The following is a 24,915-nucleotide window of genomic DNA, read 5'->3' on the forward strand; positions in this document are numbered from 1 at the left end:
TGGCCTTTTAGGTTGCGCTATTATTCAATGATGAATAAAGGTTGATCAAATTCTACTGGCTCGCCATTTTCAACTAAAATCGCTTTCACGGTGCCCGCTTTATCTGACTCAATTTGGTTCATCATTTTCATCGCTTCGATGATACAAAGCGTATCACCTACTTTAACTTGTGAACCCACTTCTACATATGAAGGCGCTTCAGGAGAAGCTGCTGTATAGAAAGAACCAACCATTGGCGATAATACTTGATGGCCAGTAGGACCGGCAGGTGCTGCCGCTTCTGCGCTTGCAACAGGTGCAGCTGCAGGGGCTGGAGCCGGTGCTGGTGCGTACTGTGGTGCATAATGCGGAGCGTAAGCAGGACCTGCACTCATATTATTACGATTGATACGTACTGATTCTTCACCTTCGGTGATTTCTAATTCAGCAATACCTGATTCTTCTACTAGTTCAATTAGTTTTTTGATCTTGCGAATATCCATGAACGACCCGCCTGTTAGTTTGTTAGTTTAAAATTAATTCGAGTTTTGCAACCGATTGACCGCAGCTTCAAGTGCTGCGCGATAACCCATTGCGCCTAATCCACATATCACGCCCTGCGCCACATCAGAAAAATATGAATGATGACGAAACGCTTCCCGCGTGTGCACATTAGTTAAGTGCACTTCAAAAAACGGGATATCAACAGCCAGTAACGCATCACGTAAAGCCACGCTTGTATGCGTAAATGCCGCTGGGTTGATAATAATGTAATCAATGACCTGCCATGCACTATGTATGTGCTCAATTAAAGCTTGCTCACTATTACTTTGAAAATGCGTTAGCTCAACATCTAGACCATGCGCAAACTCAGTTAGTTCGCTCATAATCTCACTCAGTGTTTGTAAACCGTATTTTTCTGGTTCACGCTTACCCAGCATGTTTAAGTTAGGGCCATTTATAACTAAAAGTTTAAATTTTGCAGCCATAATACGCGATAATCCTATAAATAATGAGTTAAGCCATTTTGATTAGAAATTCCCGCAAAATGTAGAGGGGAAAAACTAAAATAGCAAGTATTTCTCACGTTAACCACCTATTATAGCCAGTTCGATGTAAATAGCAGCAAAATACTGGTCTAATCACTAGTAGCCACCACAAAAACAAAAACGCCACTCATATAAAGTGGCGTTTAAAATAGCGGTGCGAAAAACGTTTATTTAGCGCTATTTCTCACTTTAGCTAAATGCTCAGCAAAGTCCTTGGCATTTAAAAAGCCCGTCACACGCTGTGCTGCAAGCTCTTCACCTTGTGTATCAAAAAACAAAATACTGGGTAAACCAAATACCGAAAACTCTTCCATTACAGCAATTGTTTTATCATCACTTTCGGTCAAATCAATTTTTAACAACTCAAAGTTTGCAAACTCACCTTGTACTTTAGCGTCAGGAAAAGTGTATTTCTCGAACTCTTTACACGCAACACACCAATCTGCATATAAATCGACCATCACTAAACGACCACCACTGTTTGCATCATTTATTGCTTGTTTGAGCTCAGCTAAATCAGCAACTAATTTAAAGCCGCGCTCTTGTTGCTCGCCATTTGCGGCACTAACAACTTGCGCTGTGGGCCATATATAGTTTTTAGTTAAGCTCACACCGCTAACAACTAATAACGTTGCAACAAACCACAATGCAGTTTTTAACTTACCTTGTGTTTGAGCGCTCTGCCAATGATGTAAATACAAGGCCGTTGCTAATGCTAATAAGCCCGCCATAAGTAATATGATGTCTGCATCGACAATACGTTCAAGCAAGATCAATGGCACTACCAGCATGATAAAACCAAACAGGGTTTTAACTTGTTCCATCCAGCCGCCTGCTTTTGGCAATAATTTACCGCCGGAGGTGCCTAATAACAGCAGCGGAATACCCATCCCTAAACTCAGCACATACAAAGTTAAGCCGCCAACTAAATAATCGCCGCTTTGCGCAACAAACAATAGTGCAGCTGATAACGGTGCAGTGGTACAAGGTGACGCAATTAAGCCCGATAAAACCCCCATTAAAAACACGCCAATGTAGTTGCCGCCTTTTTGATTATTACTTACTTGTGTGAGCTTATTCATCATGCCGCTAGGGAGCTTTATTTCGTACCAACCAAACATCGACATAGCGAGTAAAACGAATAATAAACTGAAACTAATCAATACATATGGGTGCTGCAAATAACCTTGCACTTGACCACCAAGTGATGCAACCACAAGGCCCAGCGCCGCATACGTAACGGCCATACCCTGCACATAAACAAAAGAAAGCGCAAAAGCTTTTTTAGTGGAAAGATTTTTTTGTCCTGCAATTAGGCTCGACAAAATAGGAAACATCGGAAATACACATGGCGTAAATGCCAAGCCAATACCGACCAAAAAGAAAATCGCTAAGTTCGCTAACAAACCTTGCGAGGCCAGTTTTTCAGTAAAGTTTAATTCTTTTTCTAAGTCATCTTCTTGCGTTACAACATCTTCTGTAGCAGCCGCTGATTCAGCGCTAAGCGCAGCTAATGCATTGCCTGCTGTTGCATTATCAGTTGCAGGGGTTTCACCGGCAATCATACTCAATGGAATGGTGATGATCTCTGGCGGGTAACATAGCCCTGCTTCAGCACAGCCTTGATAACGTACTTTAATTACGCCATCTTCAGCTATATTACTTAGCTTGCTGATCACACTCAGTGAATCAAAAAACACTGCTGTTTTGCCAAAAAACTCATCTTCAATGATCACGCCTTTACCAAGATCGGGCACTTCAATATCAGCACCTTTACCAATGATTTCTAGCTTCTTTTTATATAGGTAATATCCCGGCGCAATATCCCAACCAATAAAAAGTGTGCTGCCCTGCTGATCAAAATCAAATGAAAATGCCTGATCAACAGGTAAAAATGTTTGCTCTGCGGGCTGCAGCAAATCACTTAATAAATTATTAGTTGCAGCCTGTGCTGGCATTAACGACAGCGCACAAAGCAATAAAAGAAAACAACGCATTAATTAAGTACCTCATCCATCCAATTAAAATAGGCTAAATTGCCAGTGGCCACATCAATAACCTGTATTTCAGGAATTTCATAACTATGTAATTGCTTGATAGTTTGAATCAATTCATTCATTTTTTCTGACTTTGTTTTAATTAATAATTTACACTCGGTTGCATAAGCAACCTCTCCTTGCCACATATAAACAGATTCCACATTTGGAAGAATGTTCACACACGCAGCTAATTTAAGCTTAACTAATTGCTCAGCTATGGAGCGTGCCTCACTTACATCTGCGCAAGTGGTAAAAATAAGTCGAAAATGAGTCGTCATATTGAACCTTTGATTGATTGCTCTGCCCAATGCCATAGTAGCTGATAGCTAAGGCAAAGTGTAGTTAACCTAAACTGCGGATAATAAATCGCTTAATCAGAGTTCAGGCTATTTAGCCAACACTGCTTTACCACTAGCCTTGAAAAAAGACCTGATAACCCATATTTATATTTCATCAACTCAACTGAGTGATCACTATTTAGAGAGCCTTATGTTTAGATTTTTGTTTTTATTATTTATTCTCGTGCCAATTATTGAAATTGCGTTGTTAATTCAAGTAGCTGATGTAATTGGTGGATTCGCCACTATTGCACTGGTTATTGTAACCGCAATATTCGGCGCAAAATTAGTTAGAACACAAGGTATGGGCGCACTGCAAAATGTGCAAACACAAATGGCGCAAGGGCAAATGCCAGCCAAAGAATTATTTACCGGTTTATGTGTGATTATTGCTGGCATATTATTGCTAACTCCAGGCATTATGACCGACGTATTCGGTTTTTTATTATTGACCCCGGCCATTCGCAATAAACTAGCTGCAGGCCTTGCTAGTCAAGCAACGGTGCGTATGAGTGCAGGCATGCAACAAGGTCCAACAGCATTTAATCAGCACACCCATTCAGAGCCAGAACCTCGCAAAATGAGCGAGCCGACCACTATTGATGGTGAGTACGAGAGAAAAGATTAAAAATTTTAATTTTTATCACTTGGGTTTTGAAGCAATACCCCCATTACTGAGTACAACTAAATCAATTGCCTTGAACCACAGGGTTTAATGCAAACTGGTACATATAAAGCTTTTTTCTGTCCTGTTCAGAAACTGTTAGGAGAACTAAATAAAATGAACATTCGTCCTTTACATGATCGCGTGATCGTTGAGCGCCTAGAAGAAGAAACCAAATCTGCTGGCGGTATTGTATTAACTGGTTCTGCGGCTGAGAAATCAACCCGCGGTAAAGTTGTTGCAGTGGGTAATGGCCGTACTCTAGATAACGGTGATGTGAGAGCATTAGAAGTTAAAGTCGGTGACACTGTGTTATTCGGCTCATATGTTGAAAAAGCTGAAAAGATCGAAGGTCAAGAGTACCTGATCATGCGTGAAGACAATATTTTAGGCATTGTAGGCTAAAGCTACTTTTCGTTTAACAAACATTCAGAATTCAAAGGAAATTAATCATGGCAGCAAAAGAAGTACTTTTTGCAGGTGACGCACGCGCTAAAATGCTAGCTGGCGTAAACATCTTAGCAAACGCAGTTCGTGTAACTTTAGGTCCTAAAGGCCGTAACGTAATCCTAGACAAATCATTTGGCTCTCCAGTGATCACTAAAGATGGTGTATCAGTGGCAAAAGAAATCGAACTTGAAGACAAGTTTGAAAATATGGGCGCACAAATGGTTAAAGAAGTTGCATCTAAAGCAAACGATGCAGCCGGTGACGGTACAACTACTGCAACAGTATTAGCACAGTCAATTGTAAACGAAGGCTTAAAAGCGGTTGCTGCGGGCATGAACCCAATGGACCTTAAGCGCGGTATTGATAAAGCAATCATCGCAGCTGTTGCTGAGCTAAAAGAACTTTCAGTACCATGTGCAGATGCAAAAGCAATCGCTCAAGTGGGTACTATTTCAGCTAACTCTGATAAAGAAATTGGCGACATCATTGCAGAAGCAATGGAAAAAGTAGGCCGTAATTCAGGTGTAATCACTGTTGAAGAAGGTCAATCACTTGAAAACGAACTAGATGTTGTTGAAGGCATGCAGTTTGACCGTGGTTACTTATCTCCGTATTTCATCAACAACGCAGAAAAAGGCGCTGTTGAATTAGATAACCCATTTATTCTACTTGTAGATAAAAAAATCTCTAATATTCGTGAGTTGCTACCTACATTAGAAGCCGTTGCTAAAGCAAGCAAACCATTACTTATCATTGCTGAAGACCTTGAAGGCGAAGCACTAGCTACTCTAGTTGTTAACAACATGCGCGGTATCGTTAAAGTATCAGCAGTTAAAGCACCTGGTTTTGGCGACCGTCGTAAAGCAATGCTACAAGATATCGCAGTATTAACTGGCGGTACGGTTATCTCTGAAGAAATCGGCCTTGAACTTGAAAAAGCGACAGTTGAAGATTTAGGTACTGCAAAGCGCGTAGTTATCACTAAAGATGATACAACTATCATCGATGGTGCAGGCGAAGAAGCTGGCATCAACGGTCGCGTTGCGCAAATCAAAGCACAAATCGAAGAAGCAACATCAGACTACGATAAAGAGAAACTACAAGAGCGCATGGCTAAACTTGCCGGCGGTGTTGCGGTAATCAAAGTAGGTGCTGCTACTGAAATAGAAATGAAAGAGAAAAAAGACCGCGTTGAAGATGCACTTCATGCAACTCGCGCTGCGGTTGAAGAAGGCGTAGTGCCTGGTGGTGGTGTTGCACTAGTACGTGCAGCAAGCAAACTTGTTGATTTAGTTGGTGACAACGAAGATCAAAGCCACGGTATCAAAGTAGCACTACGTGCTATGGAAGCACCACTTCGTCAAATCGTTACCAACGCAGGTGACGAAGCGTCTGTTGTTATTAACGCAGTTAAAGGCGGCACGGGTAACTTCGGTTACAACGCAGCAACTGGCGAATACAACGACATGATTGAAATGGGTATCCTAGATCCAACAAAAGTAACGCGCTCTGCACTACAATTTGCAGGCTCGATTGCTGGCCTTATGATCACCACTGAAGCAATGGTAGCTGAAATCCCAAAGGATGAAGCTGGCGGCGCTGACATGGGAGGCATGGGCGGCATGGGTGGTATGGGCGGCATGATGTAGTGCGACGAGAGTCGCGTAGGTCGCTAGCCTAGCAGGACTATTTGTCAGTGAGTACTTCGGTACTCACTTCCACCACCTGCAAAATCAGTAATCGACTCCGGCAATTGGGGGTTTTAGCTAATTGCCGGAATATCACTCTTTTGAGTTGGTATGTCGTTGCAATTGTTAAAACAATTGGAAAAGAGCGAGGCATTTTGTCATCGCGCCACAAAAAGTATATTAAACATTGAGGAAACGGATGCTAACCCCTCCGTAGTGAGAACGTTGTTCATCGCGTAGACGCATCTAAATAATGGGTGCTCCAATATTATGTGTAATATCACTTCTTCTGAATAAATATAGGCTTTTGCCTTTAACTATTCAAACTTGTCCAAGACCTACGGAGTCTACGACCTACGGGCGTAAGCTGTTGTAGTTATTGTCTCAACCAAATACCTTGGTATTAGGTCAGTGAGACCTGTTATACGACTAATAGTAGCCTAGGGATAGTGCGATGCTGGTAACGGCATGGTGCGAAGCTTCCTTACAATGTACCCCTGTGTTAACAGTGTTTTAGTCCGTGAGGACGAGCATGGTTAGCTAACAATAAGCTGGCTGGGGGCTAGGCTGAGTAATATGGTTAACATAAGTGAACTGTTGTTAAATACCGTCACCCGCAAAGAGCGAAATATTGTTGATGCGCTCTAACCAAAAGGTACGTAGTCGGTTAATCCTTTTACATCTGGGATTACGTCGTCATTCGACTACCGGTAGATAGACAGAACCTAAGTTACTCGTGTAACTACAATGGAACTCGGTAAGCCCAATTATCCGCCTATTAGCTACTAGTAGTTATCAGGCAGGCGACTCGTAAGAGGTGCTGTTGGGTAAGTGGGTAAAGGATGTCTGACCAAGCGAATGCTGAACTGTAATGGTTCGGATAGGGGTTCAAACTTTGCCCTAACCCGAAAGGGTGCAAAATTCAGGCTGGTCTTTAATCGTGTGAAGGCATGTAAAGCCATCCAACAAATAAACCCATGCGGGGATTAGCTACCCCGCATGGGGCACGCTTTTCTTCGTTTTGCGGTTAAGGAGAAAAGCAAGATGAGTGCGGAATGTATGTTCCATGTACCTGCGTTCTCCCACCAAGCACATAGTTGGCATACCATTAATTGGTATAATAACGAGCGTAAGGTGAGAGGGCTACAAGTACGGATCGCGAAGGCGACGAAGCAACAACAGTGGCGTAAAGTTAAAATTTTACAACGCATGTTGGTGCGCTCGTTTGCAGCCAAAACCTTGGCAGTTAAACGGGTAACTGAAAATCGAGGCAAACGGACTGCTGGTGTCGATGGGGAGTTATGGAATACACCTGAAAGTAAATGGCAAGCGCTGTTTCGATTAACGCGTAAAGGCTATAAGCCCAAACCGTTAAGGCGAGTTTATATTCCCAAAGCAAATGGCAAACGCCGACCGCTGGGAATACCGACTATGGTTGATAGAGCAATGCAGGCGTTATACCTTTTAGCTTTAGAACCTGTATCGGAAACGATCGCAGATAGAAATAGTTACGGCTTTCGCCCTATGCGCTCAACGGCAGATGCGATTGAACAATGCTTTGTTAATCTCAGTCGCAAGAACTCTGCACATTGGGTACTAGAGGGAGATATTAAAGGGTGTTTCGATAACATTAGTCATGATTGGTTACTTGCCAATGTACCATTGGATAAACAAGTACTCAAAAAATGGCTTAAAGCTGGGTATATGGAATCCGGTAAATTGAATCCAACAGATGCTGGGACACCGCAAGGGGGAATTATTTCTCCTGTATTAGCTAATTTGGCACTTGATGGTTTAGAAGCGGTGCTTCACTCCCATTTTGGGAAGAAAAACACTAAAGCTAGCTACAAGACTAAAGTTAACTATGTGCGGTATGCGGACGACTTTATCATTACAGGTATCTCGAAAGAGTTACTTGAAAATGAAGTTAAACCCTTAGTAGAAGCCTTTATGGCTGAACGAGGGTTAACGCTATCACCTGAAAAAACGGTGATTACCCATATTGATGAAGGGTTCGACTTTTTAGGGCAGAATTTACGTAAATATGAAGGTAAGCTTTTAATTAAGCCAAGCCGAAAGAACTTGCGTAATCTACTACAGAAAGTAAAAAGCATAGTGACGGGTAATAAAACAGTAACTGCCAGCACGTTGATATCTTTACTTAATCCTGTTTTACGGGGGTGGGCAAATTATCACAGGCATGTAGTTGCTAAAGAAACCTTTAATTATGTGGATTATCGGGTTTGGAAAATGTTGTGGCAATGGTGTCGAAGACGCCATGCTAACAGACGAAAGCGCTGGATTAAGTCTAAGTACTTTAAATCAGTAAGAAAACGTAACTGGACATTTTCTGGAATATCAATTGATGGCTTCAACTATAAATTGATATACACCAATGACACAGTAATAAAGCGACATACTAAATTAAAAGCGGAAGCTAACCCGTTTGACTTAGCATTTGAGGAATATTTCGAGCAGCGCTTAGAGCGAGCTTGGCGTGAATCAATGCAAGGCAAACGTAAAGTCTTATCGCTTTGGCTCAGACAGCAGCAATGCTGTGTAATTTGCCGTCATAAAATTACCAAAGAAACGGGATGGAATATTCATCATATCGTGGAAAGGGTAAAAGGCGGAACTGATGAAATGAGCAATTTAGTGTTGTTGCACCCTAATTGTCATAGGCAATTGCATATAATCAATTGCCATAACAAAAGTACTGACATATAGTCTAATTTACCATCAAATAGGAGATATAGATGAGTATAATAAAGAGATACATGGAAGGTGAAGAAGGGAAAGAAGCTTTAGCATTACAAGTGGCTATTGATGAAGAGTTGTTGGAGTCGTGTGAATATCATGGTGAATATTATGATCCTCGCGCCACTGACCTTGAATCTGTAATCGAAAAGATCCAAGACGGCTTTGAAAATAATAGTCGCCTTAAATCTAGCTTTAGCTTGTTTAAGGAGTTAAAGGAAGCTTTAGAAAGCGTTTACCATGAACATTCTGGAAATGATAAATGCGAACTCTGCTCAGAGCGAAACCTTTAGTTCAAAGTCGCTGGTCTGTACTTAGGTACTGACTTATAAGGGCTTGAGCCGTATGCGGGGAAACTCGCACGTACGGTTCTTAGGGGGCGGCAGTACAGTAATGTACTGCTGCTACCCGACATTCATCTCCTAACCATCTAGCTAAAATAAAAACCCAGCTTCGGCTGGGTTTTTAGCTTTAAGAGCAACGATAAAGTAGCAAATAAAATGACTCCAGCGTATTGCAGTGCTTTTTAACTGTATGCCAAAACCATACTCAGAGTTAATTTTATTTATAAGCCATAATTAAGGATATTAAGATGAATAAAAAGCCTGAACTGATCATCTCGTCACTCGATGCTGATAGATTGTATGATTTAATGGAATCATTACCAGCAGGAAGCTTTGCTGGCGAAAAAGAACTTGAAGCTGAACTTGGCCGCGCAACAATCGTTGAGCCAAAAGATGTGCCTTCGACAGTGGTTACTATGAACTCAACGGTAAACTTTATCGTTGAATCGACCCAAGAAGAATTCACTAAGACCTTAGTGTATCCAAAAAATGCTGATGCAAGTGCTGATAAAATATCAATTTTAGCCCCTGTTGGTAGCGCCTTACTTGGTCTATCGCAAGGTGATGAAATTGAATGGCCAAAACCAAGTGGCGGTCTCATAAAAGTAAAAATAAAAGCAATCACTTATCAGCCAGAACGAGCCGGTGAGTTACATCGATAATATTTAGTGTTATTAAAAACCCAGTGAAAGCTGGGTTTTGTTTTTAAAGATAATAAGTTTAAAACCTAGCGCCAGCCACACGTAAGTCCAGATTTATCGGGAAAAGCTTTCTGACTGAAGTCAGACCTACTGATAAATCTAGCACCGCACTTAACGTACCAGCCTTTTGTCCTCGGGTTATATTTTCTTATATGCTAAAAAGCATCTTTAAGCACTGCATTATTTCAAGGTAGGACAATGACAAACATAAAACAGCATATAGGTAGCATGGCATTAGTTGTAGGGAATTATGATGATGCGATTGCATTTTACACTCAAAAACTGGGGTTTGATTTAATCGAAGATACTGATCAGGGTAATGGCAAACGCTGGGTATTAGTATCACCACCTAACTCTAATGGCACTAATTTATTACTCGCACAAGCAAGTACTCAACAGCAGTTAGAGGCTGTGGGCAACCAAACTGGGGGCCGAGTGTTTTTATTTTTACATACCAATGACTTTTGGCGAGATTATGAATTAATGCAAAAAAATGGCGTTAACTTTAATGAACAGCCCCGCGTAGAAGAATACGGCACCGTTGTGGTATTTGAAGATTTGTATGGTAATAAATGGGACTTACTACAATTAAATTAAAAGCAGTCTGTGAGAGGTCACTAATCGCGATAAATCACAACCTACTGGCGCTTTATATGGAACCTCTGGTTGACTTGATATTGTTCAATTAACCCTCATTAACTAACTATTAGTAACCATATTAAAAACAAATGGATTTATTAAACAAAGTTAGCATTGAAACATTATTAGTTCACCTTGGTGTAGTGACGTTATTGTTACTGGTGATATTGTGGTCAATGGTAAAAATAGTTGTGTGGGGTAAAACCATGTCACGAGGGGCTTTTTTATTTTTGTCGTTCTTTCCGCTTATTTCGTTATTCCCTATTCCACCCCCGCAATTTGAGAATGTACAAAAAGCCAAACAAGAGCAGCGTAAACGCAAAGAAGACTCCGGCGATCCACCAGAAGAGGACGAAGGTGAAGCATCGCGCTGACATTCTCAGCTCACGATGCTTGAAAAACACTATCAATGAATCACATTATTGCTGACTAATTTGATATAAACGCTGTGCTTGGCTATTTGAATCTTTGCTGACGCTACGAAATTCTTCAGCATCACTGGCATTTTGCACAGAGATCTCACGAATTCGCTCTGCCAAGTTTTTCACATTTTCGGTTACCTGTGATTGCTCTTCAGTCGCTACGGCAATGCTTGATGAACGCTCTTTAATATCATTAAACGCGGTAACAATACTTTCATACTGTGCACGTGTTGTTGCTGAGCGCTCGTTCACTACTTCAGAGTATTCACGGCATTCTCCAATAACGTTAACCCCTCGACTAGCGGCTTCTTGCAATTGGCTGATCATGGTTTCAATCTCGCCAGCCGATTGCTGAGTACGATGTGCCAAAGTTCTAACTTCATCAGCCACTACCGCGAAACCACGCCCTGATTCACCTGCTCGAGCAGCTTCAATGGCGGCATTAAGCGCAAGTAGATTAGTTTGTTCTGAAATATTCATGATCACATCAAGCACCGAGCCCACTTGTTTTGAGTCTTGTGCAATCCGTGAAATGGCATCTGATGATTCCGTTAATTTATCAAATAATAACTGGATTGATTCGGCATTCTTCTCAATAACATCAAAACCAGAATTCACTAAATCAGCGGATTGCGTAGTAATATCTGCAACGCTCAAAACATCTTGTGAGGCTGATGAGGCTGCTATCGACATTTCATGAATTGCCTCAGCCAACATGTTGTTTTCTTCCATTAACTCTTGCGTACGAATTTGGCTGTTATTACTTAAGTTATCCATCGCTTCAGCGTTGTTTTTAACCGCAGCGGCTTCTGCTTGGATCTGTTCTAAAATCTTCATCAGATGATCGCCATAATCATTAATCGCTTCGCATAAGTGGCTCATTTCATCACTTCCACGCACGGCCAGTTTTGAATTCGTGCGACCTTGCACCAACATTCTAACTTGCTCTGTGGTGGTGTTAATTTGCTGCACCAGTCGATTACCAAAAACCAGTAATACTGATACAAAAGCGAGAATAAGGGCGATAAATGAACTGTATAAATAATAAGTGAGGGTGTTAACGGTTTTCTTGGCAATTGCGGCAGGAATAATAACCCCTGAGCGCCAATTTTGCTCTGCCAATGAGTAAGTTACTAAAATAGATTCGTCATTATTAACCACACCACTGGCAAATTCAGCAACAGTTGTATTGCTGTTTTGCAAGGCGCTGACCAACGGCTTTAAGCTACTGTCTTTACTGGCAACCTGAGTAAGGCTCATCATTGCTAAGTTAGTATTGCGTATCGATGGAATCGATACTAATTGCTCGGCACTATCTAAAATAAAGTTATAGGTGCCCGTAGCATTGTTCTCTGCGATCAATGAGCTTTCGATAGATGCCAGTTCAACGTCTAAGGTGGCAACCCCCCAAAATTGGTTATCACGGATTATTTTCACGGAACAGGTAACCATCGGTACATTCGATACCGTGTCTACATAAGCTTCGGACCAAACGCACTCACCCCGATTAGCGTTAATGGCATTTTTATACCAGGTTTCTTGTTGATACGCGCTGCTGTCGGGCTGGTTATAATCATCTAAAAGTTTATATTGGCCATTACCTGTTTTCGCCCAGAAAAGAGATGCCTTTGCTGCTGAAGGCAGCATTTTATTCGGCTCAGGCCAAATACCACCACCCGCAATACCTTTGCCACTTGCAATCAAAGGAGCAATATTTTCAATAAAGGCCGCCTGCTGCAATGGCAAAGTCTCGGCTACCACGGCTAAGCTTTGCGTTAAGGTGGCACTTTTAGCTAAATCTTTTGCTAACGATTCGCCGATCACCTTTGCTTGTAATTTTGCGCTGGATATAGCGTCATTTTTAATGATTGGCGTAACAACTAGCTGCATTATTCCTGACAGAATAATTAAAGCAAACAACAGCAGCAGAAAACTCCCTAGGTACATTTTTTTTTGTATCAACATCTTCTTTTTACCTCAGTAGTAAATAATAGCCGCGCAAATTAGAGTATAGGGACTGTGCTGTATTTAGCAAAACGAGTTCCTAAAAATAGTGACCAAAAAGTATATTTAACCGCTATTTACCATTAATGAGCTGCCTGACAATCGCAAATAAATCACTTGGCAACATACCGCGCTCCCCTTCGCGTTCTGCCAAAATATCGGCTGCTTTAGCGTGCAATGTCACACCGTAACATGCGGCTTGATCAACAGCGAAACCTTGAGCAAGTAACGCACCTATGATGCCGGTAAGCACATCACCACTGCCACCAACGGCAAGCGCTGGATTACCATTTTCGCACAACCAAGTTTGCTGCCCGTTGGCGATCAGGCTACCCGCGCCTTTCAGCACACTGGTACTGGTATAACGTTTAGCTAAATCCGTAGCAGATTGAAAGCGATTTGCTTCAATCTCAGCAATTGAAACTTTCATTAGCCGTGAGGCTTCACCAGCATGCGGGGTTATTATGCAATTTTTAAGGCGATACTCTAAAGCATGCTTAGCCAACAAATTTAAGCCATCAGCATCAATAACTAATGGTAAATTATTTGCTAAGCAATATTGTATAACCTGCTCAAATGTCGTTTGCGCCCAACTATCCTGACCAAGACCTGGGCCAATAATGACACAATTTGCCCATTCAAGGGCTGCGGATAAACTGTCGCAACTGACCATTAATTCAGGGCGACCACTACTAACGACTTGTACACTGCTTTGATGAGTATAAACACGCACCATTGCAGCGCCTGTACGAAGCGCTGCTTCACTTGATAAACGAATGGCCCCGCTAGTACCTTGATTCCCACCGACGCATAACAACTTGCCGTGGTTCCCTTTATGGCTATTGCGACTTCGTGCAGCAAGTGGCTTAAAACTAGCAATATTGATAAGTGTTGCGCTAGCATCCACTAACTTGGCAAATGGTTCTGCAATTCCTAGATCATTAAAAACGAGTTTTCCTGCAGCACTTCGCCCAGCGCCGGTTACTAAGCCCTGTTTAATCCCCACAAAAGTAACGGTAATAGTAGCCTGGATAGCGATGCCAAGTGGCTGCCCGGTATCGGCGTCTATGCCTGAAGGTAAATCAATTGCCACTATTGCGCTAGGTTGCGCGTTGGCATCTTCAATCATCGTTAAAAATGGCCGACGAACTTGACTATTAATTCCGGTACCTAACAAACCATCAATAATAATATCGGCATTATTGAGCCGACCTTGCGTGTAACTTTCAACTTCGCCCCCCAATGCTTGCCAACGTTGCTGAGCTGTAAGCGCATCCCCGGTGAGATATCTACTGGTATCGGCTGCAAGTACAATGACTTCCTTACCGGCTTGCTTGGCAAGGCTTGCCACAATATAGCCATCGCCCGCATTATTACCATAACCGACCAGAATAAAGTAGCGCAGAGCATTCGGAAAATGCTCGATACACTGCGAGAATACCACATGCCCTGCGCGCTCCATCAAAGTGAACATGCTAACGCCTGCCAAGGTCGCTGCTTTTGCTTCGTGCTCCCTCACCTGCTTTGCCAAAAATAGTTGCTGTGCTAGGCCTTGATTCTGCATATTGATCCATAATAGAAGACGGGCTGTTTACTTAGACTATTAGCCACAGCTGCTAGCGTCAAGGAATGTCGTCACCAACATTTTCAGGCTAATTTAGGAGGTATACTTAGGAAGGATGGTCTTTTCGTTTGCTTTTGTTGCTGCATTTAGCAACTTTAATAAAAAACGGCGCGCAATTTACATTGCGCGCCGTTTTTTAAAACTTACTAATTAAGTGAGTTTATTCTGCTTCCGGCAGGTTACGGCCGTAAAAGATTTCTTGCATTTCACGTGTTAATTTAGAACGAATTGCTTCTTCTTCGTCTTCAGATAAATCACTCGTAGTAACACCAAATAAATAAGTATTTAGGTCTGTTTCTTTTAGCATCATCTTAGTGTGGAACAAGTTTTCTTGATACACATTCACGTCCATCATTTGGTACGCTTCTTTGGTATCTTCGGTCATGTAGTTTTGAATTGAGTTGATCGCGTGATCGATATAGTGCTTAACACCATCTACGTCACGGGTAAAACCACGCACTCGGTAGTCAATTGTTACAACATCTGACTCTAAGCTATGAATTAGGAAGTTTAACGCTTTTAATGGCGAAATAATGCCACAGGTTGATACTTCGATATCGGCACGGAAAGTACAAATACCATCATCAGGGTGAGCTTCAGGATAGGTATGAACGCAGATGTGGCTTTTATCTAAATGAGCAACAACTGTTTCAGGTAATGGTCCTGGTGCTTCATCAACTTCATAAGTTTGCTGCTGCTCAATTGGCTCTTCTGAGATCAGAATTGTTACACTAGCACCTTGAGGGTCGTAATCTTGACGCGAAACATTTAAAATATTCGCACCGATAATGTCTACTACTTCACCTAAAATATCGGTTAGTCGATCAGCACTGTACTGTTCGTCGATATATTCAATATATTCTTTACGTTGTTGCTCAGTCTTTGCATAGCAAATATCGTAAATACTAAAGCTTAAACTTTTGGTTAAGTTATTAAAGCCATGAAGTTTAATTTTATCGAAGGGTTTGTTCATGATAAACCAACCTATAAACAAGTGAAATCTGCCAGAGCAGAATGAAAAGTTCGCGGATTTTATACGAATTTCACCTCAGGAAAAAGCGTTATTTTCCCTGTTCTTGTATAACTTCGTGTGTGTGGGTAATTTCTACTGTTTTATCAAGCATTAATGCTACTGAACAATACTTCTCTGCAGATAGTTGAACGGCACGCGCAAGGTGCTTTTCTGAAACGTTGTCGCCAGTCACAACAAAGTGTAAGTTAATCTTAGTGAATACTCGCGGAGCGGACTCTGCGCGTTCAGCACTCAATTGCACTTGCACATCTGAAAACTGTTGTTTAGCTTTTTTTAGAATACTGACTACATCAACCGATGAACAGCAGCCAACTGACATTAATACCATTTCCATTGGGCTTGGTGCGGCGCTATCGCTACCAGCATCAAACACAACATTGTGACCAGAATTAGAACGCCCTAAAAAAGTATCGCCTTCAACCCATTTCACATTCGCTTGCATTTTATTACTCTCAAAGAAGTTATTTCCTTGATTGTAAGGAAGTCACACGCAGTTGCAAATTAAAAACGATAATTGGAATGATCAGGCACTTTCGACAACTGCGCTATCAAAGAGGTTTTTTACCAATGCGGCAAATTCATCGATAAATGCATGTTGCTCTATTGTCACTTGATTACTGGTGACGCTGCTGAGGACTTCTTGTAAGTCGTATACAATGCCATCTACTTCACGCACGATTTGACTACGTTGTTCAGTAGAAAGCTCTGTGTGTTGCTGGCATAACAACATAACATTTTCAGCAATATCATCTTCTATTAGCTCCATAATAGTAGGAGCGCCTGGTTTTATTTCGCCGGACTTCTCAAATAATGCTAAATTTTGAGTAAGATACATGATGAGGTCATCATATCCTTGCCTATCTAAAACCATAATTATCCACACCTAATTAAAACGACTGTATTGATTTAAGCAGAAAGCGCTTTTAATTGCTACCTTTGAGCATTAACCAATACAAAAAAAGCAGCCTTGGCTGCTTTTTTAGTTATTTATTACTATTTGACCAAAATCGATTAATCGATTTTTAAGCCTGGGCTTAATGTTGCTGGCATTGCTACTTTTTCAAGTTCAACAGAGGCAACTGGGTATGCGCAATAATCAGCTGCATAGTAAGCACTTGCACGATGATTACCTGACGCACCAATACCACCAAAAGGAGCTGCACTTGAGGCGCCGGTGATTGGGCGGTTCCAGTTAACAATACCAGCACGGATACGACGTAAAAAATGGTCGTAATCTGCCGTATTATCACTGAGTAAACCCGCAGACAAACCAAAGCTGGTATCGTTGGCTTTATCAATCGCACTATCAAAATCTGTAAAGCGGAATACTTTTAATAGTGGACCAAAGTGCTCTTCATCTGGGAAGTTAGCAACATCTGTGCACTCAATAATACCAGGCGTTACAAAACCTGTATTTTCAGTATGCTTAAGCTCAACCAATACTTCAGCACCAAGCTCAACGAGTTGTTGCTGTGCTTTTACCATACCAGAAGCCGCAGCTGATGAGATCATCGAGCCCATAAACGGTTGCTCTACATCATCGTAGTTGCCCACTTTGATGGCTTTAGTCGCGGTAATTAAACCGGCTAAAATTGCATCGCCTTGCTCACCTGCTGGTAAAAACAGCTTGCGTGCACAGGTACATCGTTGGCCACTTGAGATAAATGCTGATTGAATAATATCGTGAATAACGGCTTTAGTATCAGCAACATCAGTAATAATCAGTGGATTGTTACCACCCATTTCTAATGCTAAGATTTTACCTGGTTGACCGGCAAACTGCTCATGCAGAATATGGCCTGTGCGTGATGAACCGGTAAAGAATAAGCCATCAATACCTTTGTGAGCAGCAAGAGCCTTACCTGTGGCTACTTCGCCTTGTACTAGGTTAATAACCCCTGCTGGTAAACCTGCTTTTTCCCATAACTTAAGCGTTAGCTCAGCAACAGCTGGAGTTAGCTCCGATGGTTTAAACACCACGGTATTGCCCGCCAAAAGTGCAGGCACAATATGGCCATTAGGTAAATGACCAGGGAAGTTATAAGGGCCAAATACCGCCACTACACCATGTGGTTTATGGCGGATCATTGCACGACCTTGCGGCATTGGGTTTTCTACGTCGCCAGTGCGCTCTAAAAATGCTTTTTCAGAGATAGCTATTTTACCGACCATAGCACCCGCTTCAGTGCGAGTTTCCCATAACGGCTTACCCGTTTCTTGGGCTATTACAACAGCAAGCTCTTCGCTGTGCTCTTTTAGGGTTTCGGCAAAAGTTTTTACAATCGCTAAACGTTCTGCAAATGATTTATCAGCCCAGCTATAAAATGCTGCACGCGCAGAGTTAACAGCGGTGTCTACTTGCTCACTGGTGGCTGAGTTTGCTTGCCAAATAATTTCGTTATTGGCTGGGTTTACTGAATTAAATGCATCGCCTAGGCCTTGCGACCATTGACCATTAATAAATTGTGCAGGATGAGTCATGTACTTTCTCCTAAATTATATACGTGTTGCGGTAACTATATCGCCAGCTTGTAAGTGCAGTGCATCGGCCATTGCCTGTGGCAAAGTCAACTCAGAGCTTGTTTCATCAAGGTTTAGTTGTGCAACGGTTGCTCTAAAATCATTGAGTTTGTCATTCGCTAGCATGATAGCCGTCTCGCCGCTGTTTTCACCGATTTTTACGGTAAAGTTTTTGGCATTACGAATAGTTGCAATATTATCTACTTTTGCTTCTACCGTTGGGCCAGCATCAAAAATGTCAACGTAGCCATTAAAGGTGAAGCCTTCTTTTTTCAGTAGTTCAATCGCAGGGCGCGTATTATTGTGCACCTTGCCGATCACGGCTTGCGCCTCTTTACTTAATAAGTTGACGTAAATTGGGTACTTTGGCATTAGTTCAGCAATAAACACTTTTTGGCCAATACCGGTTAAGTAATCAGCTGTTGGAAAATCCATCGAGAAAAAGTGTTCTTCTAACCATTGCCAAAATGGACTACTGCCGTGTTCGTTAGAAACACCGCGCATTTCTGCAATTACGGTTTCAGCAAAACGTTCTTGGTGCTGCTTGATAAACATAAAACGTGCTTTTGAAAGCAGCTTACCGTTATTATTTTTACGGTAACCATCTTTTAAAAACAGCGTACAAAGCTCAGTTGCTCCAGTGTAATCATTACACAAGGTTAAAATATCAACCGCTTTATAAACATTCAATGTACGAGATGAATGAATAGCTTTACTTAAATGATAGTGATAAAACGCATCATCTAAACCAACCGCAGCTTCAATTGCTGAGGTACCGACTACTTCACCTGTTTCGCTATCTTCAAGAACAAACAAGTAACCTTCATCACCCGGATGAGATGCACTTTTTGCGAATGAGCTTATTGAATGAGCTATCTTCTTTTGTAATAACTCTTCGTTATTAGGTAAAGAGGTAAAACCATGTCCTGATTCGTGGGCAATTTTCAATAAAGCTGGGTAATCACATTGCTGGATTGGGCGAAGGATCATCATGAGTCCGCTTGCTCCCTTATAAATAACGGTAAATTAAGAATATTAGGGCAAGCTTGCTACTTGCCCTTATTATGATTAGAGGTGTTGATTAACCGTTCACAACGTTGGCTACGGCTTTTTCAAAGCGTGCCATCCCTTCACGGATATCCGCTTCAGGGATCACTAAAGATGGAGTAAAACGCACCACATCGGCACCCGCTACTAACGACATCACACCCTCAGCGGTTCCTGCTACTAAAAACTCTTTAGCACGACCTTTAAACTGCTCATTAACCACAGCACCAATTAATAAACCTTGACCACGAATTTCCGAGAAAACGTTGTACTTATCGTTAATTGCAGTTAGTAATTCATTAAACAATGCTGACTTTGCTTTTACGCCAGCTAATACTTCTGGTGTATTCACAGTATCAAAGGCTGCTTCACCAACAGCACATGCCAACGGATTGCCGCCATAAGTAGAACCATGAGTACCGACTTTAAGGTGCTTAGCAATCTCTGTCGTGGTGATCATTGCACCAATTGGAAAACCGCCGCCAAGTGCTTTTGCAGTAGTTAAAATATCAGGTACTACATTTAACCCTTGGTATGCGTAAAGATCGCCAGTACGACCGACACCAGTTTGTACTTCATCAAAAATAAGTAATGCGTTATGTTTAGTACATAACTGGCGTACACCTTGAGCAAACTCGTCAGTAGCAGAGATAATGCCGCCTTCACCTTGTAATGGCTCCATCATTACCGCACATGTGTTATCAGAGATTAGTGCTTCAAATGCGGCTAAATCGTTATAGTCACAATGTACGATATCTCCCGGCTTAGGACCAAAACCATCAGAGTAAGCAGCTTGACCGCCCACGGTTACAGTAAAGAATGTACGGCCATGGAAACCTTTATTGAAAGCGATGATTTGCGATTTTTGCTCACCAAAATTTTCAAGCGCAACACGACGCGCTAATTTTAGTGCGCCTTCATTTGCTTCTGCGCCTGAGTTGGCGAAATATACTTTTTCAGCAAATGTAGCATCTACCAATTTTTTAGCTAAACGAAGTGCTGGCTCATTAGTCATTACATTTGATAGGTGCCAGATTTTTTCGCCTTGCTCTTTTAATGCTTTAACCAATGCTGGATGACAATGACCTAGACAGTTAACAGCGATACCACCGGCAAAATCGATATATTCACGACCTTGCTGATCCCATACACGTGAGCCTTCGCCACGAACAGGAATAACGCTTGAAGGTGCGTAGTTAGGAACCATTACTTGATCAAATAATTCGCGATTGACTGTCATTTTATATCCTCTTAATTGTGATCCTACAGAAAGTTTAAAAAATAGGCTTGATGATAGACTGTTGTACCATCTCCTTTGGCGTAAATCAGCATAGCTCACATCGCCAAAAATACTCTCTAGTTCAATTTTCAGATAATCATTATTTCAGAGTTTTTCGTTATTGTCTCTTATAAAACTTTCATGTAGCCCTTGTTATTAAAGGCTTTGAGATATAATTTCAGAGATAGTGAATAACTATCTGAATAACGAATTATGGGGTTGTTTATTCTACATCGCTGCCCCACCACCCACCAGGCAGAGCTTTGCAAGATAAAATATGGGTAAGAGTAGATATTAATGATGAATGAATAGTCGTAAAAAAATTAACAAAAAATTTATGAAACTAGTCAATTTTAATATGAAAGTGCTGCAAATTGGTTTTTTCAAGCTGTTCTAGTTCCTGTTTTGATAACCCAACGTAATCAAACCAGAGTGATTTTTCATCACTTTCCACCAGCTGATGTTCGCTCAAAGTAACACATTGACTATAACAACATGCCTTTTGCATTAACATCGCTAATGGCAATAGTGAATCCCCTTTGGACACACCATTAATCAACTGCGATAACACAGCATTAAAAGGTAAATACCGAAACGCCATTTTATCAATCACCGTCGCCGTGACTTTTAGCGCATGCTGATTAAGTAAAGTACTTAAAAATAACGGATCAGGTTTTAACTCTAACAATGCGGTGTGAAGATCTTTATGTTGGTCTTCTCGGGCAAGGGTTACTTTGCGCTGCCACACTCGTTCGAATGTACGTAAATAGAGTCGAATCAAAGCTATCTTGCCAACATCGAGTAACATACCCAAAGTAAATGCATGTACTTCATTAATACCATTGAGCTTAGCCAACTCTTGCGCCGCAATCGCGCAAGCCATTGAGTTATCGCGTAGGCGACGCTTTAATAATGGAAATGGTTCGGTGCTGTGTGGCATCCAATGACGTACCGCAAAGGTAGGCACTACAAACTGTAAGTTGTCTAAACCAATATAACGCAGAGCTAAAGAGGGATTATCAACTTTTACCGAAGTATGTTTATTGCGCTGCGCGCGATAATAAGGCAAATTCACAAAAGCAACTAACTCACGTCCTAACCAAGTTAAATCTTTAACTAATGGCTCAAGGCGCCCTACCGATGCTGATTTTACCGCAAGTATGTCTAAAATCGCGGGGACATTATCTTCAATACCAATGGTTTCATGTAGTACCGTATCAATATCGGCTAACTGCTTGTTCATGGCGGTATCAATAACTTGATGTAACTGCTGGCTGGCTTGAGCGCGGTACTTATGATGCGAAGTACTGGAGAGTTTACGTATTTTTTGCGCAGCAACTTCAACCTCAAGTAAGGTGCGCTGCTTCATCGCCTCACCATAATTTATATCTAGAGTATGAATATAGCCAATTTGACGTTGCGCAAAGCTATGTCCAAGCAACAAATCATGGGCTCGTTGCTCTAATGCCTTAGCTGTCCTTTGTTGGCGTATTTCATCTGTCATTAATAGTTATCTTTTATAAATAAATTAAGGGAAGCTACTACGTTTGTTAGCATAAGCCTAGAACCGAGTTAAAAAGTTAGCAAGTAATTCAAGTCCTCGCTGCGTTAAAATTGCCTCTGGGTGAAATTGTACCCCCTCTAACGCTAAGCTATTATGAACTAAGCCCATTATTTCATCTAACTGGCCACTTTCAGTTTCGGTCCAAGCGGTGATCTGCAACTCATCAGGAATGCTATCTTGTTCAACAACCAACGAATGATAACGGCAAACTGTTAATGGATTTTGTAAGCCGGCAAATACACCTTGATTAGCATGATAAATTGGCGAGGTTTTACCATGCATCACTTGCTTTGCCCTAACAATGTTCGCACCTAGTGCTTGTGCTATTGTTTGATGACCTAAACAAATACCTAAAATTGGAAATTGACCTTTTAATTGCTCAACAAGCTCCAAAGATATACCCGCTTCATTTGGTGAACATGGGCCGGGAGATATCACGATATGCTTAGGGTTTAACTGGGCAATTTGACTAACCGAGATCTCATCATTGCGCTTTACTAGCACCTCTTGATCTAAACGATGAAAATACTGTACCAAATTGTAGGTAAACGAGTCGTAGTTATCGATCATTAAAAGCATGTAATAAAGCACTCAAAATAGAAATTGTTTGCAGGCAACTGCCTGCGTTCATATTCTAACTTAAGCCCGCACGAGTGTCAGTGTTTTGTATTCAGGCAAAGGGAAATTACTTTAATAACGATAATACTGAGCTTGATGTTGATTTATTTTAAATCAGCCCAAGCTCTATTGTATTGGCAAAACGCCTCAGAGCATTTAATTTGACTAAAACCCATGCGTGTTTATCTATCGAGATTAATATGTAACACGCTTTAATAAGGAGCGACCTATGTTAGGCGAAGATCATTCATTAACTAAAGATTTCCCTGAATACCAAAGCACTATCACTAAGCTCAACACTGATAATGAAGAGTTCGCGGCAAGGGCAAAGCAATACAATGCAATTGATAAAGAAATCCGTGTCCTGGAGTTACAAGATGCCCCTATTGATGATGAAGCAATGCATCAATTAAAACACGATAGAATGGCATTAAAAGATTGGCTCCATCAGCAATTAGCTGATGCTGCCAACTAATAATTATATTATATATATCTGGCGCTTATTTAAAACTAAGCGCCAGCACTGAGCCTTAACTCCCTTTCACTCATCCTATTTGCCTAAAATTACATCCATTATGGTGCAAAAGCATTGCTATTCGTTTAGCTTAGAGACAAGCTATCTTTATCTAAGTTAAATAACATTATATTTTATGTGCAAATACATACTCTCGATTGACCAAGGAACGACGAGCTCTCGCGCCATCTTATACACCAAAGATGCCGAGGTTTTTGGCACAGCCCAACAAACCTTCCCGCAGCACTTTGTGCAAAATGGTTGGGTTGAACACGATCCTGTAGATATTTGGCAAACCGTATTCGCGAGCGTTAAAAACGTATTGGCGCAGCAACGGGTAACGGCTGCCGACATTATTGCCATAGGCATTGCTAATCAACGAGAAACCACCTTAGTGTGGAGTAAAAAAACCGGGCAACCTATTTACAACGCGATTGTGTGGCAAGACCGACGCACTAGCCAGTACTGTGATAGTTTGCGCGATGCTGGGCACAGTAAAATCGTCAATGATAAAACCGGCTTATTACTCGATCCGTACTTTTCTGCCACCAAAATTCGTTGGATCTTAGATAACGTCACTGGCGCTAAAGAGCAAGCACAAGCAGGTGAGCTGGCGTTTGGTACGGTAGACACCTACTTACTATGGCAATTAACCGATGGTAAAGTACACAAAACCGATGCAACCAATGCCTCTCGCACATTACTGTTTAACATTCACCAGCAATGCTGGGATGAAGACTTACTCGCCTTATTTGATATTCCAGCCTCGATGCTACCTGAAGTAATGGACTCAGCGGCTGACTTTGGTGTTACTAGCAGCGAGTTATTTGGTGGTGAAATTCCAATTAACGGCATAGCGGGTGATCAGCAAGCCGCTTTAATTGGCCAAGCTTGTTTTGAAGAAGGTATGGCAAAAAGCACCTACGGAACAGGCTGTTTTTTAATGCTTAACACCGGCGATAAAGCACTAAAGTCAAACAATCGCTTATTAACCACCATCGCATATAGACTTAACGGCAAACCTACGTATGCCATTGAAGGCAGTATTTTTATGGCAGGTGCCACCATGCAGTGGATTGTAGAGGGCTTGAAATTATTAGAAAGCGCGGGAGAAAGTGAAGCCCTCGTCAAAGGTGTTCCCTTAGATCATGGGGTATTTTTAGTGCCCTCTTTTACAGGTTTAGGCGCTCCCTATTGGGATGCCAATGCCCGAGGTGCTATTTTAGGGCTTACTCGAGATTCAGGTATTAGTACGATTGTCGCTGCAGCTTTGCAATCAGTGGGTTATCAAACTAAAGATTTACAAAAAGCGATGGAAGGGGATGGCTTGCGCCCCAACATCTTGCGCGTTGACGGCGGTATGGCTAATAATAATTGGGCTATGGAGTTTTTAGCTAATATTTTAGGTGCGAGTGTTGAGCGCCCCACCTTAACCGAAACCACCTCGCTTGGCGTCGCCTATTTAGCAGGCCTGCAAAGTGGTGTTTATGAATCAACAGCGCAACTAGCAACTATGTGGCGATGTGACCGCCGCTTTGAGCCAACTATGAGTAGCTTTGAGCGTAACGATTTATATGCAAAATGGCTACATTGTATTGCGCAAGTGACGCTTGCTAATAATCCGCAGAATGACGGCTAATCG

The 24,915-nt window shown here is 41.7% G+C and carries 24 protein-coding genes; 10 read left to right on the top strand and 14 right to left on the bottom strand.

Annotation, left to right across the window (positions count from 1 at the left end):
- Nucleotides 1-20: 20 nt before the first annotated feature.
- The 4 genes from accB to cutA form a co-directional block, all read right to left on the bottom strand.
- Nucleotides 21-482: an acetyl-CoA carboxylase biotin carboxyl carrier protein gene (gene accB / locus PVK79_RS22745; protein WP_182735549.1), complete on the bottom strand. Its 462-nt coding sequence runs from the start codon at nt 480-482 to the stop codon at nt 21-23.
- A gap of 33 nt (nt 483-515) precedes the next feature.
- Nucleotides 516-968, bottom strand: a complete 453-nt coding sequence (aroQ, locus tag PVK79_RS22750; protein ID WP_145238079.1) for a type II 3-dehydroquinate dehydratase — start codon at nt 966-968, stop codon at nt 516-518.
- A gap of 227 nt (nt 969-1,195) precedes the next feature.
- Nucleotides 1,196-3,025 (bottom strand): protein-disulfide reductase DsbD, encoded by a 1,830-nt coding sequence (locus PVK79_RS22755; protein WP_257324911.1) that lies wholly within the window; start codon nt 3,023-3,025, stop codon nt 1,196-1,198.
- Nucleotides 3,025-3,345, bottom strand: a complete 321-nt coding sequence (cutA, locus tag PVK79_RS22760; RefSeq protein WP_182732161.1) for a divalent-cation tolerance protein CutA — start codon at nt 3,343-3,345, stop codon at nt 3,025-3,027. The genes PVK79_RS22755 and cutA overlap by 1 nt, the downstream gene beginning before the upstream one ends.
- Before the next feature lie 211 nt (nt 3,346-3,556).
- Between cutA and PVK79_RS22765 the strand changes: the two genes are divergently transcribed.
- The 8 genes from PVK79_RS22765 to PVK79_RS22800 all read left to right on the top strand — a co-directional run bounded on the left by PVK79_RS22765 (nt 3,557) and on the right by PVK79_RS22800 (nt 11,022).
- A complete protein-coding gene (locus PVK79_RS22765; RefSeq protein ID WP_182735547.1) occupies nt 3,557-4,033 on the top strand; it encodes an FxsA family protein in 477 nt (158 codons plus the stop codon).
- A gap of 153 nt (nt 4,034-4,186) precedes the next feature.
- Nucleotides 4,187-4,474, top strand: coding sequence for a co-chaperone GroES (locus PVK79_RS22770; protein WP_054204533.1), 288 nt, complete (start codon nt 4,187-4,189; stop codon nt 4,472-4,474).
- Between the two features lie 47 nt (nt 4,475-4,521).
- Nucleotides 4,522-6,168 (top strand): chaperonin GroEL, encoded by a 1,647-nt coding sequence (gene groL, locus PVK79_RS22775; protein WP_145238063.1) that lies wholly within the window; start codon nt 4,522-4,524, stop codon nt 6,166-6,168.
- A 1,083-nt stretch (nt 6,169-7,251) separates the two neighbouring features.
- Complete coding sequence (gene ltrA / locus PVK79_RS22780) at nt 7,252-8,934, top strand: group II intron reverse transcriptase/maturase (protein ID WP_257324915.1); 1,683 nt, start codon at nt 7,252-7,254, stop codon at nt 8,932-8,934.
- 50 nt (nt 8,935-8,984) lie between these two features.
- On the top strand, nt 8,985-9,257 hold the full coding sequence (locus PVK79_RS22785; RefSeq protein ID WP_257324917.1) for a hypothetical protein: 273 nt from the start codon (nt 8,985-8,987) through the stop codon (nt 9,255-9,257).
- Between the two features lie 299 nt (nt 9,258-9,556).
- Complete coding sequence (gene rnk / locus PVK79_RS22790) at nt 9,557-9,970, top strand: nucleoside diphosphate kinase regulator (RefSeq protein ID WP_145238060.1); 414 nt, start codon at nt 9,557-9,559, stop codon at nt 9,968-9,970.
- Between the two features lie 237 nt (nt 9,971-10,207).
- Nucleotides 10,208-10,606: a VOC family protein gene (locus PVK79_RS22795; protein ID WP_149980488.1), complete on the top strand. Its 399-nt coding sequence runs from the start codon at nt 10,208-10,210 to the stop codon at nt 10,604-10,606.
- 131 nt (nt 10,607-10,737) lie between these two features.
- Nucleotides 10,738-11,022, top strand: coding sequence for a hypothetical protein (locus PVK79_RS22800; RefSeq protein WP_149980487.1), 285 nt, complete (start codon nt 10,738-10,740; stop codon nt 11,020-11,022).
- A gap of 45 nt (nt 11,023-11,067) precedes the next feature.
- Here PVK79_RS22800 and PVK79_RS22805 read toward each other — a convergent pair whose 3' ends face one another.
- The 10 genes from PVK79_RS22805 to PVK79_RS22850 all read right to left on the bottom strand — a co-directional run bounded on the left by PVK79_RS22805 (nt 11,068) and on the right by PVK79_RS22850 (nt 22,720).
- Complete coding sequence (locus PVK79_RS22805; RefSeq protein ID WP_257324922.1) at nt 11,068-13,035, bottom strand: methyl-accepting chemotaxis protein; 1,968 nt, start codon at nt 13,033-13,035, stop codon at nt 11,068-11,070.
- 112 nt (nt 13,036-13,147) lie between these two features.
- On the bottom strand, nt 13,148-14,638 hold the full coding sequence (locus PVK79_RS22810; RefSeq protein ID WP_257324924.1) for an NAD(P)H-hydrate dehydratase: 1,491 nt from the start codon (nt 14,636-14,638) through the stop codon (nt 13,148-13,150).
- 220 nt (nt 14,639-14,858) lie between these two features.
- A complete protein-coding gene (gene speD, locus PVK79_RS22815; RefSeq protein ID WP_145238045.1) occupies nt 14,859-15,671 on the bottom strand; it encodes an adenosylmethionine decarboxylase in 813 nt (270 codons plus the stop codon).
- An 88-nt stretch (nt 15,672-15,759) separates the two neighbouring features.
- The gene (locus tag PVK79_RS22820) at nt 15,760-16,173 is read right to left on the bottom strand and encodes an OsmC family protein (RefSeq protein WP_145238042.1); all 414 of its coding nucleotides are present in this window, start codon (nt 16,171-16,173) and stop codon (nt 15,760-15,762) included.
- Between the two features lie 81 nt (nt 16,174-16,254).
- The gene (locus PVK79_RS22825; RefSeq protein ID WP_149980484.1) at nt 16,255-16,602 is read right to left on the bottom strand and encodes a DUF3802 family protein; all 348 of its coding nucleotides are present in this window, start codon (nt 16,600-16,602) and stop codon (nt 16,255-16,257) included.
- A gap of 140 nt (nt 16,603-16,742) precedes the next feature.
- Nucleotides 16,743-18,212: a succinylglutamate-semialdehyde dehydrogenase gene (astD, locus tag PVK79_RS22830; protein WP_257324927.1), complete on the bottom strand. Its 1,470-nt coding sequence runs from the start codon at nt 18,210-18,212 to the stop codon at nt 16,743-16,745.
- A gap of 15 nt (nt 18,213-18,227) precedes the next feature.
- Nucleotides 18,228-19,244: an arginine N-succinyltransferase gene (gene astA / locus PVK79_RS22835; RefSeq protein ID WP_145238033.1), complete on the bottom strand. Its 1,017-nt coding sequence runs from the start codon at nt 19,242-19,244 to the stop codon at nt 18,228-18,230.
- A gap of 88 nt (nt 19,245-19,332) precedes the next feature.
- Nucleotides 19,333-20,538, bottom strand: coding sequence for an aspartate aminotransferase family protein (locus PVK79_RS22840; protein WP_149980483.1), 1,206 nt, complete (start codon nt 20,536-20,538; stop codon nt 19,333-19,335).
- A gap of 382 nt (nt 20,539-20,920) precedes the next feature.
- Nucleotides 20,921-22,081 (bottom strand): HDOD domain-containing protein, encoded by a 1,161-nt coding sequence (locus PVK79_RS22845; RefSeq protein ID WP_257324929.1) that lies wholly within the window; start codon nt 22,079-22,081, stop codon nt 20,921-20,923.
- A gap of 57 nt (nt 22,082-22,138) precedes the next feature.
- Nucleotides 22,139-22,720 (bottom strand): anthranilate synthase component II, encoded by a 582-nt coding sequence (locus tag PVK79_RS22850; RefSeq protein WP_257324930.1) that lies wholly within the window; start codon nt 22,718-22,720, stop codon nt 22,139-22,141.
- A gap of 268 nt (nt 22,721-22,988) precedes the next feature.
- Between PVK79_RS22850 and PVK79_RS22855 the strand changes: the two genes are divergently transcribed.
- Nucleotides 22,989-23,234, top strand: coding sequence for an HP1242/YdcH family protein (locus tag PVK79_RS22855; protein ID WP_145238021.1), 246 nt, complete (start codon nt 22,989-22,991; stop codon nt 23,232-23,234).
- Between the two features lie 175 nt (nt 23,235-23,409).
- Complete coding sequence (gene glpK, locus PVK79_RS22860; RefSeq protein WP_257324932.1) at nt 23,410-24,912, top strand: glycerol kinase GlpK; 1,503 nt, start codon at nt 23,410-23,412, stop codon at nt 24,910-24,912.
- The last annotated feature ends 3 nt before the right edge of the window (nt 24,913-24,915 follow it).

It is taken from the genome of Pseudoalteromonas rhizosphaerae, from assembly GCF_028885455.1.
In the GTDB taxonomy this organism is placed as follows: Bacteria; Pseudomonadota; Gammaproteobacteria; order Enterobacterales; family Alteromonadaceae; genus Pseudoalteromonas; species Pseudoalteromonas rhizosphaerae.

Excerpts from the sequence above, each read along its gene's own strand:
- glpK (WP_257324932.1), top strand. The coding sequence starts at position 23,410 with ATGTGCAAATACATACTCTCGATTGACCAAGGAACGACGAGCTCTCGC.
- accB (WP_182735549.1), bottom strand. The coding sequence starts at position 482 with ATGGATATTCGCAAGATCAAAAAACTAATTGAACTAGTAGAAGAATCA.
- PVK79_RS22855 (WP_145238021.1), top strand. The coding sequence starts at position 22,989 with ATGTTAGGCGAAGATCATTCATTAACTAAAGATTTCCCTGAATACCAA.
- PVK79_RS22845 (WP_257324929.1), bottom strand. The coding sequence starts at position 22,081 with ATGACAGATGAAATACGCCAACAAAGGACAGCTAAGGCATTAGAGCAA.
- PVK79_RS22810 (WP_257324924.1), bottom strand. The coding sequence starts at position 14,638 with ATGCAGAATCAAGGCCTAGCACAGCAACTATTTTTGGCAAAGCAGGTG.
- rnk (WP_145238060.1), top strand. The coding sequence starts at position 9,557 with ATGAATAAAAAGCCTGAACTGATCATCTCGTCACTCGATGCTGATAGA.
- PVK79_RS22755 (WP_257324911.1), bottom strand. The coding sequence starts at position 3,025 with ATGCGTTGTTTTCTTTTATTGCTTTGTGCGCTGTCGTTAATGCCAGCA.
- groL (WP_145238063.1), top strand. The coding sequence starts at position 4,522 with ATGGCAGCAAAAGAAGTACTTTTTGCAGGTGACGCACGCGCTAAAATG.
- PVK79_RS22850 (WP_257324930.1), bottom strand. The coding sequence starts at position 22,720 with ATGCTTTTAATGATCGATAACTACGACTCGTTTACCTACAATTTGGTA.
- cutA (WP_182732161.1), bottom strand. The coding sequence starts at position 3,345 with ATGACGACTCATTTTCGACTTATTTTTACCACTTGCGCAGATGTAAGT.
- PVK79_RS22785 (WP_257324917.1), top strand. The coding sequence starts at position 8,985 with ATGGAAGGTGAAGAAGGGAAAGAAGCTTTAGCATTACAAGTGGCTATT.
- ltrA (WP_257324915.1), top strand. The coding sequence starts at position 7,252 with ATGAGTGCGGAATGTATGTTCCATGTACCTGCGTTCTCCCACCAAGCA.
- PVK79_RS22795 (WP_149980488.1), top strand. The coding sequence starts at position 10,208 with ATGACAAACATAAAACAGCATATAGGTAGCATGGCATTAGTTGTAGGG.
- PVK79_RS22800 (WP_149980487.1), top strand. The coding sequence starts at position 10,738 with ATGGATTTATTAAACAAAGTTAGCATTGAAACATTATTAGTTCACCTT.
- PVK79_RS22765 (WP_182735547.1), top strand. The coding sequence starts at position 3,557 with ATGTTTAGATTTTTGTTTTTATTATTTATTCTCGTGCCAATTATTGAA.
- astD (WP_257324927.1), bottom strand. The coding sequence starts at position 18,212 with ATGACTCATCCTGCACAATTTATTAATGGTCAATGGTCGCAAGGCCTA.
- PVK79_RS22820 (WP_145238042.1), bottom strand. The coding sequence starts at position 16,173 with ATGCAAGCGAATGTGAAATGGGTTGAAGGCGATACTTTTTTAGGGCGT.
- PVK79_RS22805 (WP_257324922.1), bottom strand. The coding sequence starts at position 13,035 with ATGTTGATACAAAAAAAAATGTACCTAGGGAGTTTTCTGCTGCTGTTG.
- PVK79_RS22840 (WP_149980483.1), bottom strand. The coding sequence starts at position 20,538 with ATGACAGTCAATCGCGAATTATTTGATCAAGTAATGGTTCCTAACTAC.
- aroQ (WP_145238079.1), bottom strand. The coding sequence starts at position 968 with ATGGCTGCAAAATTTAAACTTTTAGTTATAAATGGCCCTAACTTAAAC.
- PVK79_RS22825 (WP_149980484.1), bottom strand. The coding sequence starts at position 16,602 with ATGGTTTTAGATAGGCAAGGATATGATGACCTCATCATGTATCTTACT.
- PVK79_RS22770 (WP_054204533.1), top strand. The coding sequence starts at position 4,187 with ATGAACATTCGTCCTTTACATGATCGCGTGATCGTTGAGCGCCTAGAA.
- speD (WP_145238045.1), bottom strand. The coding sequence starts at position 15,671 with ATGAACAAACCCTTCGATAAAATTAAACTTCATGGCTTTAATAACTTA.
- astA (WP_145238033.1), bottom strand. The coding sequence starts at position 19,244 with ATGATGATCCTTCGCCCAATCCAGCAATGTGATTACCCAGCTTTATTG.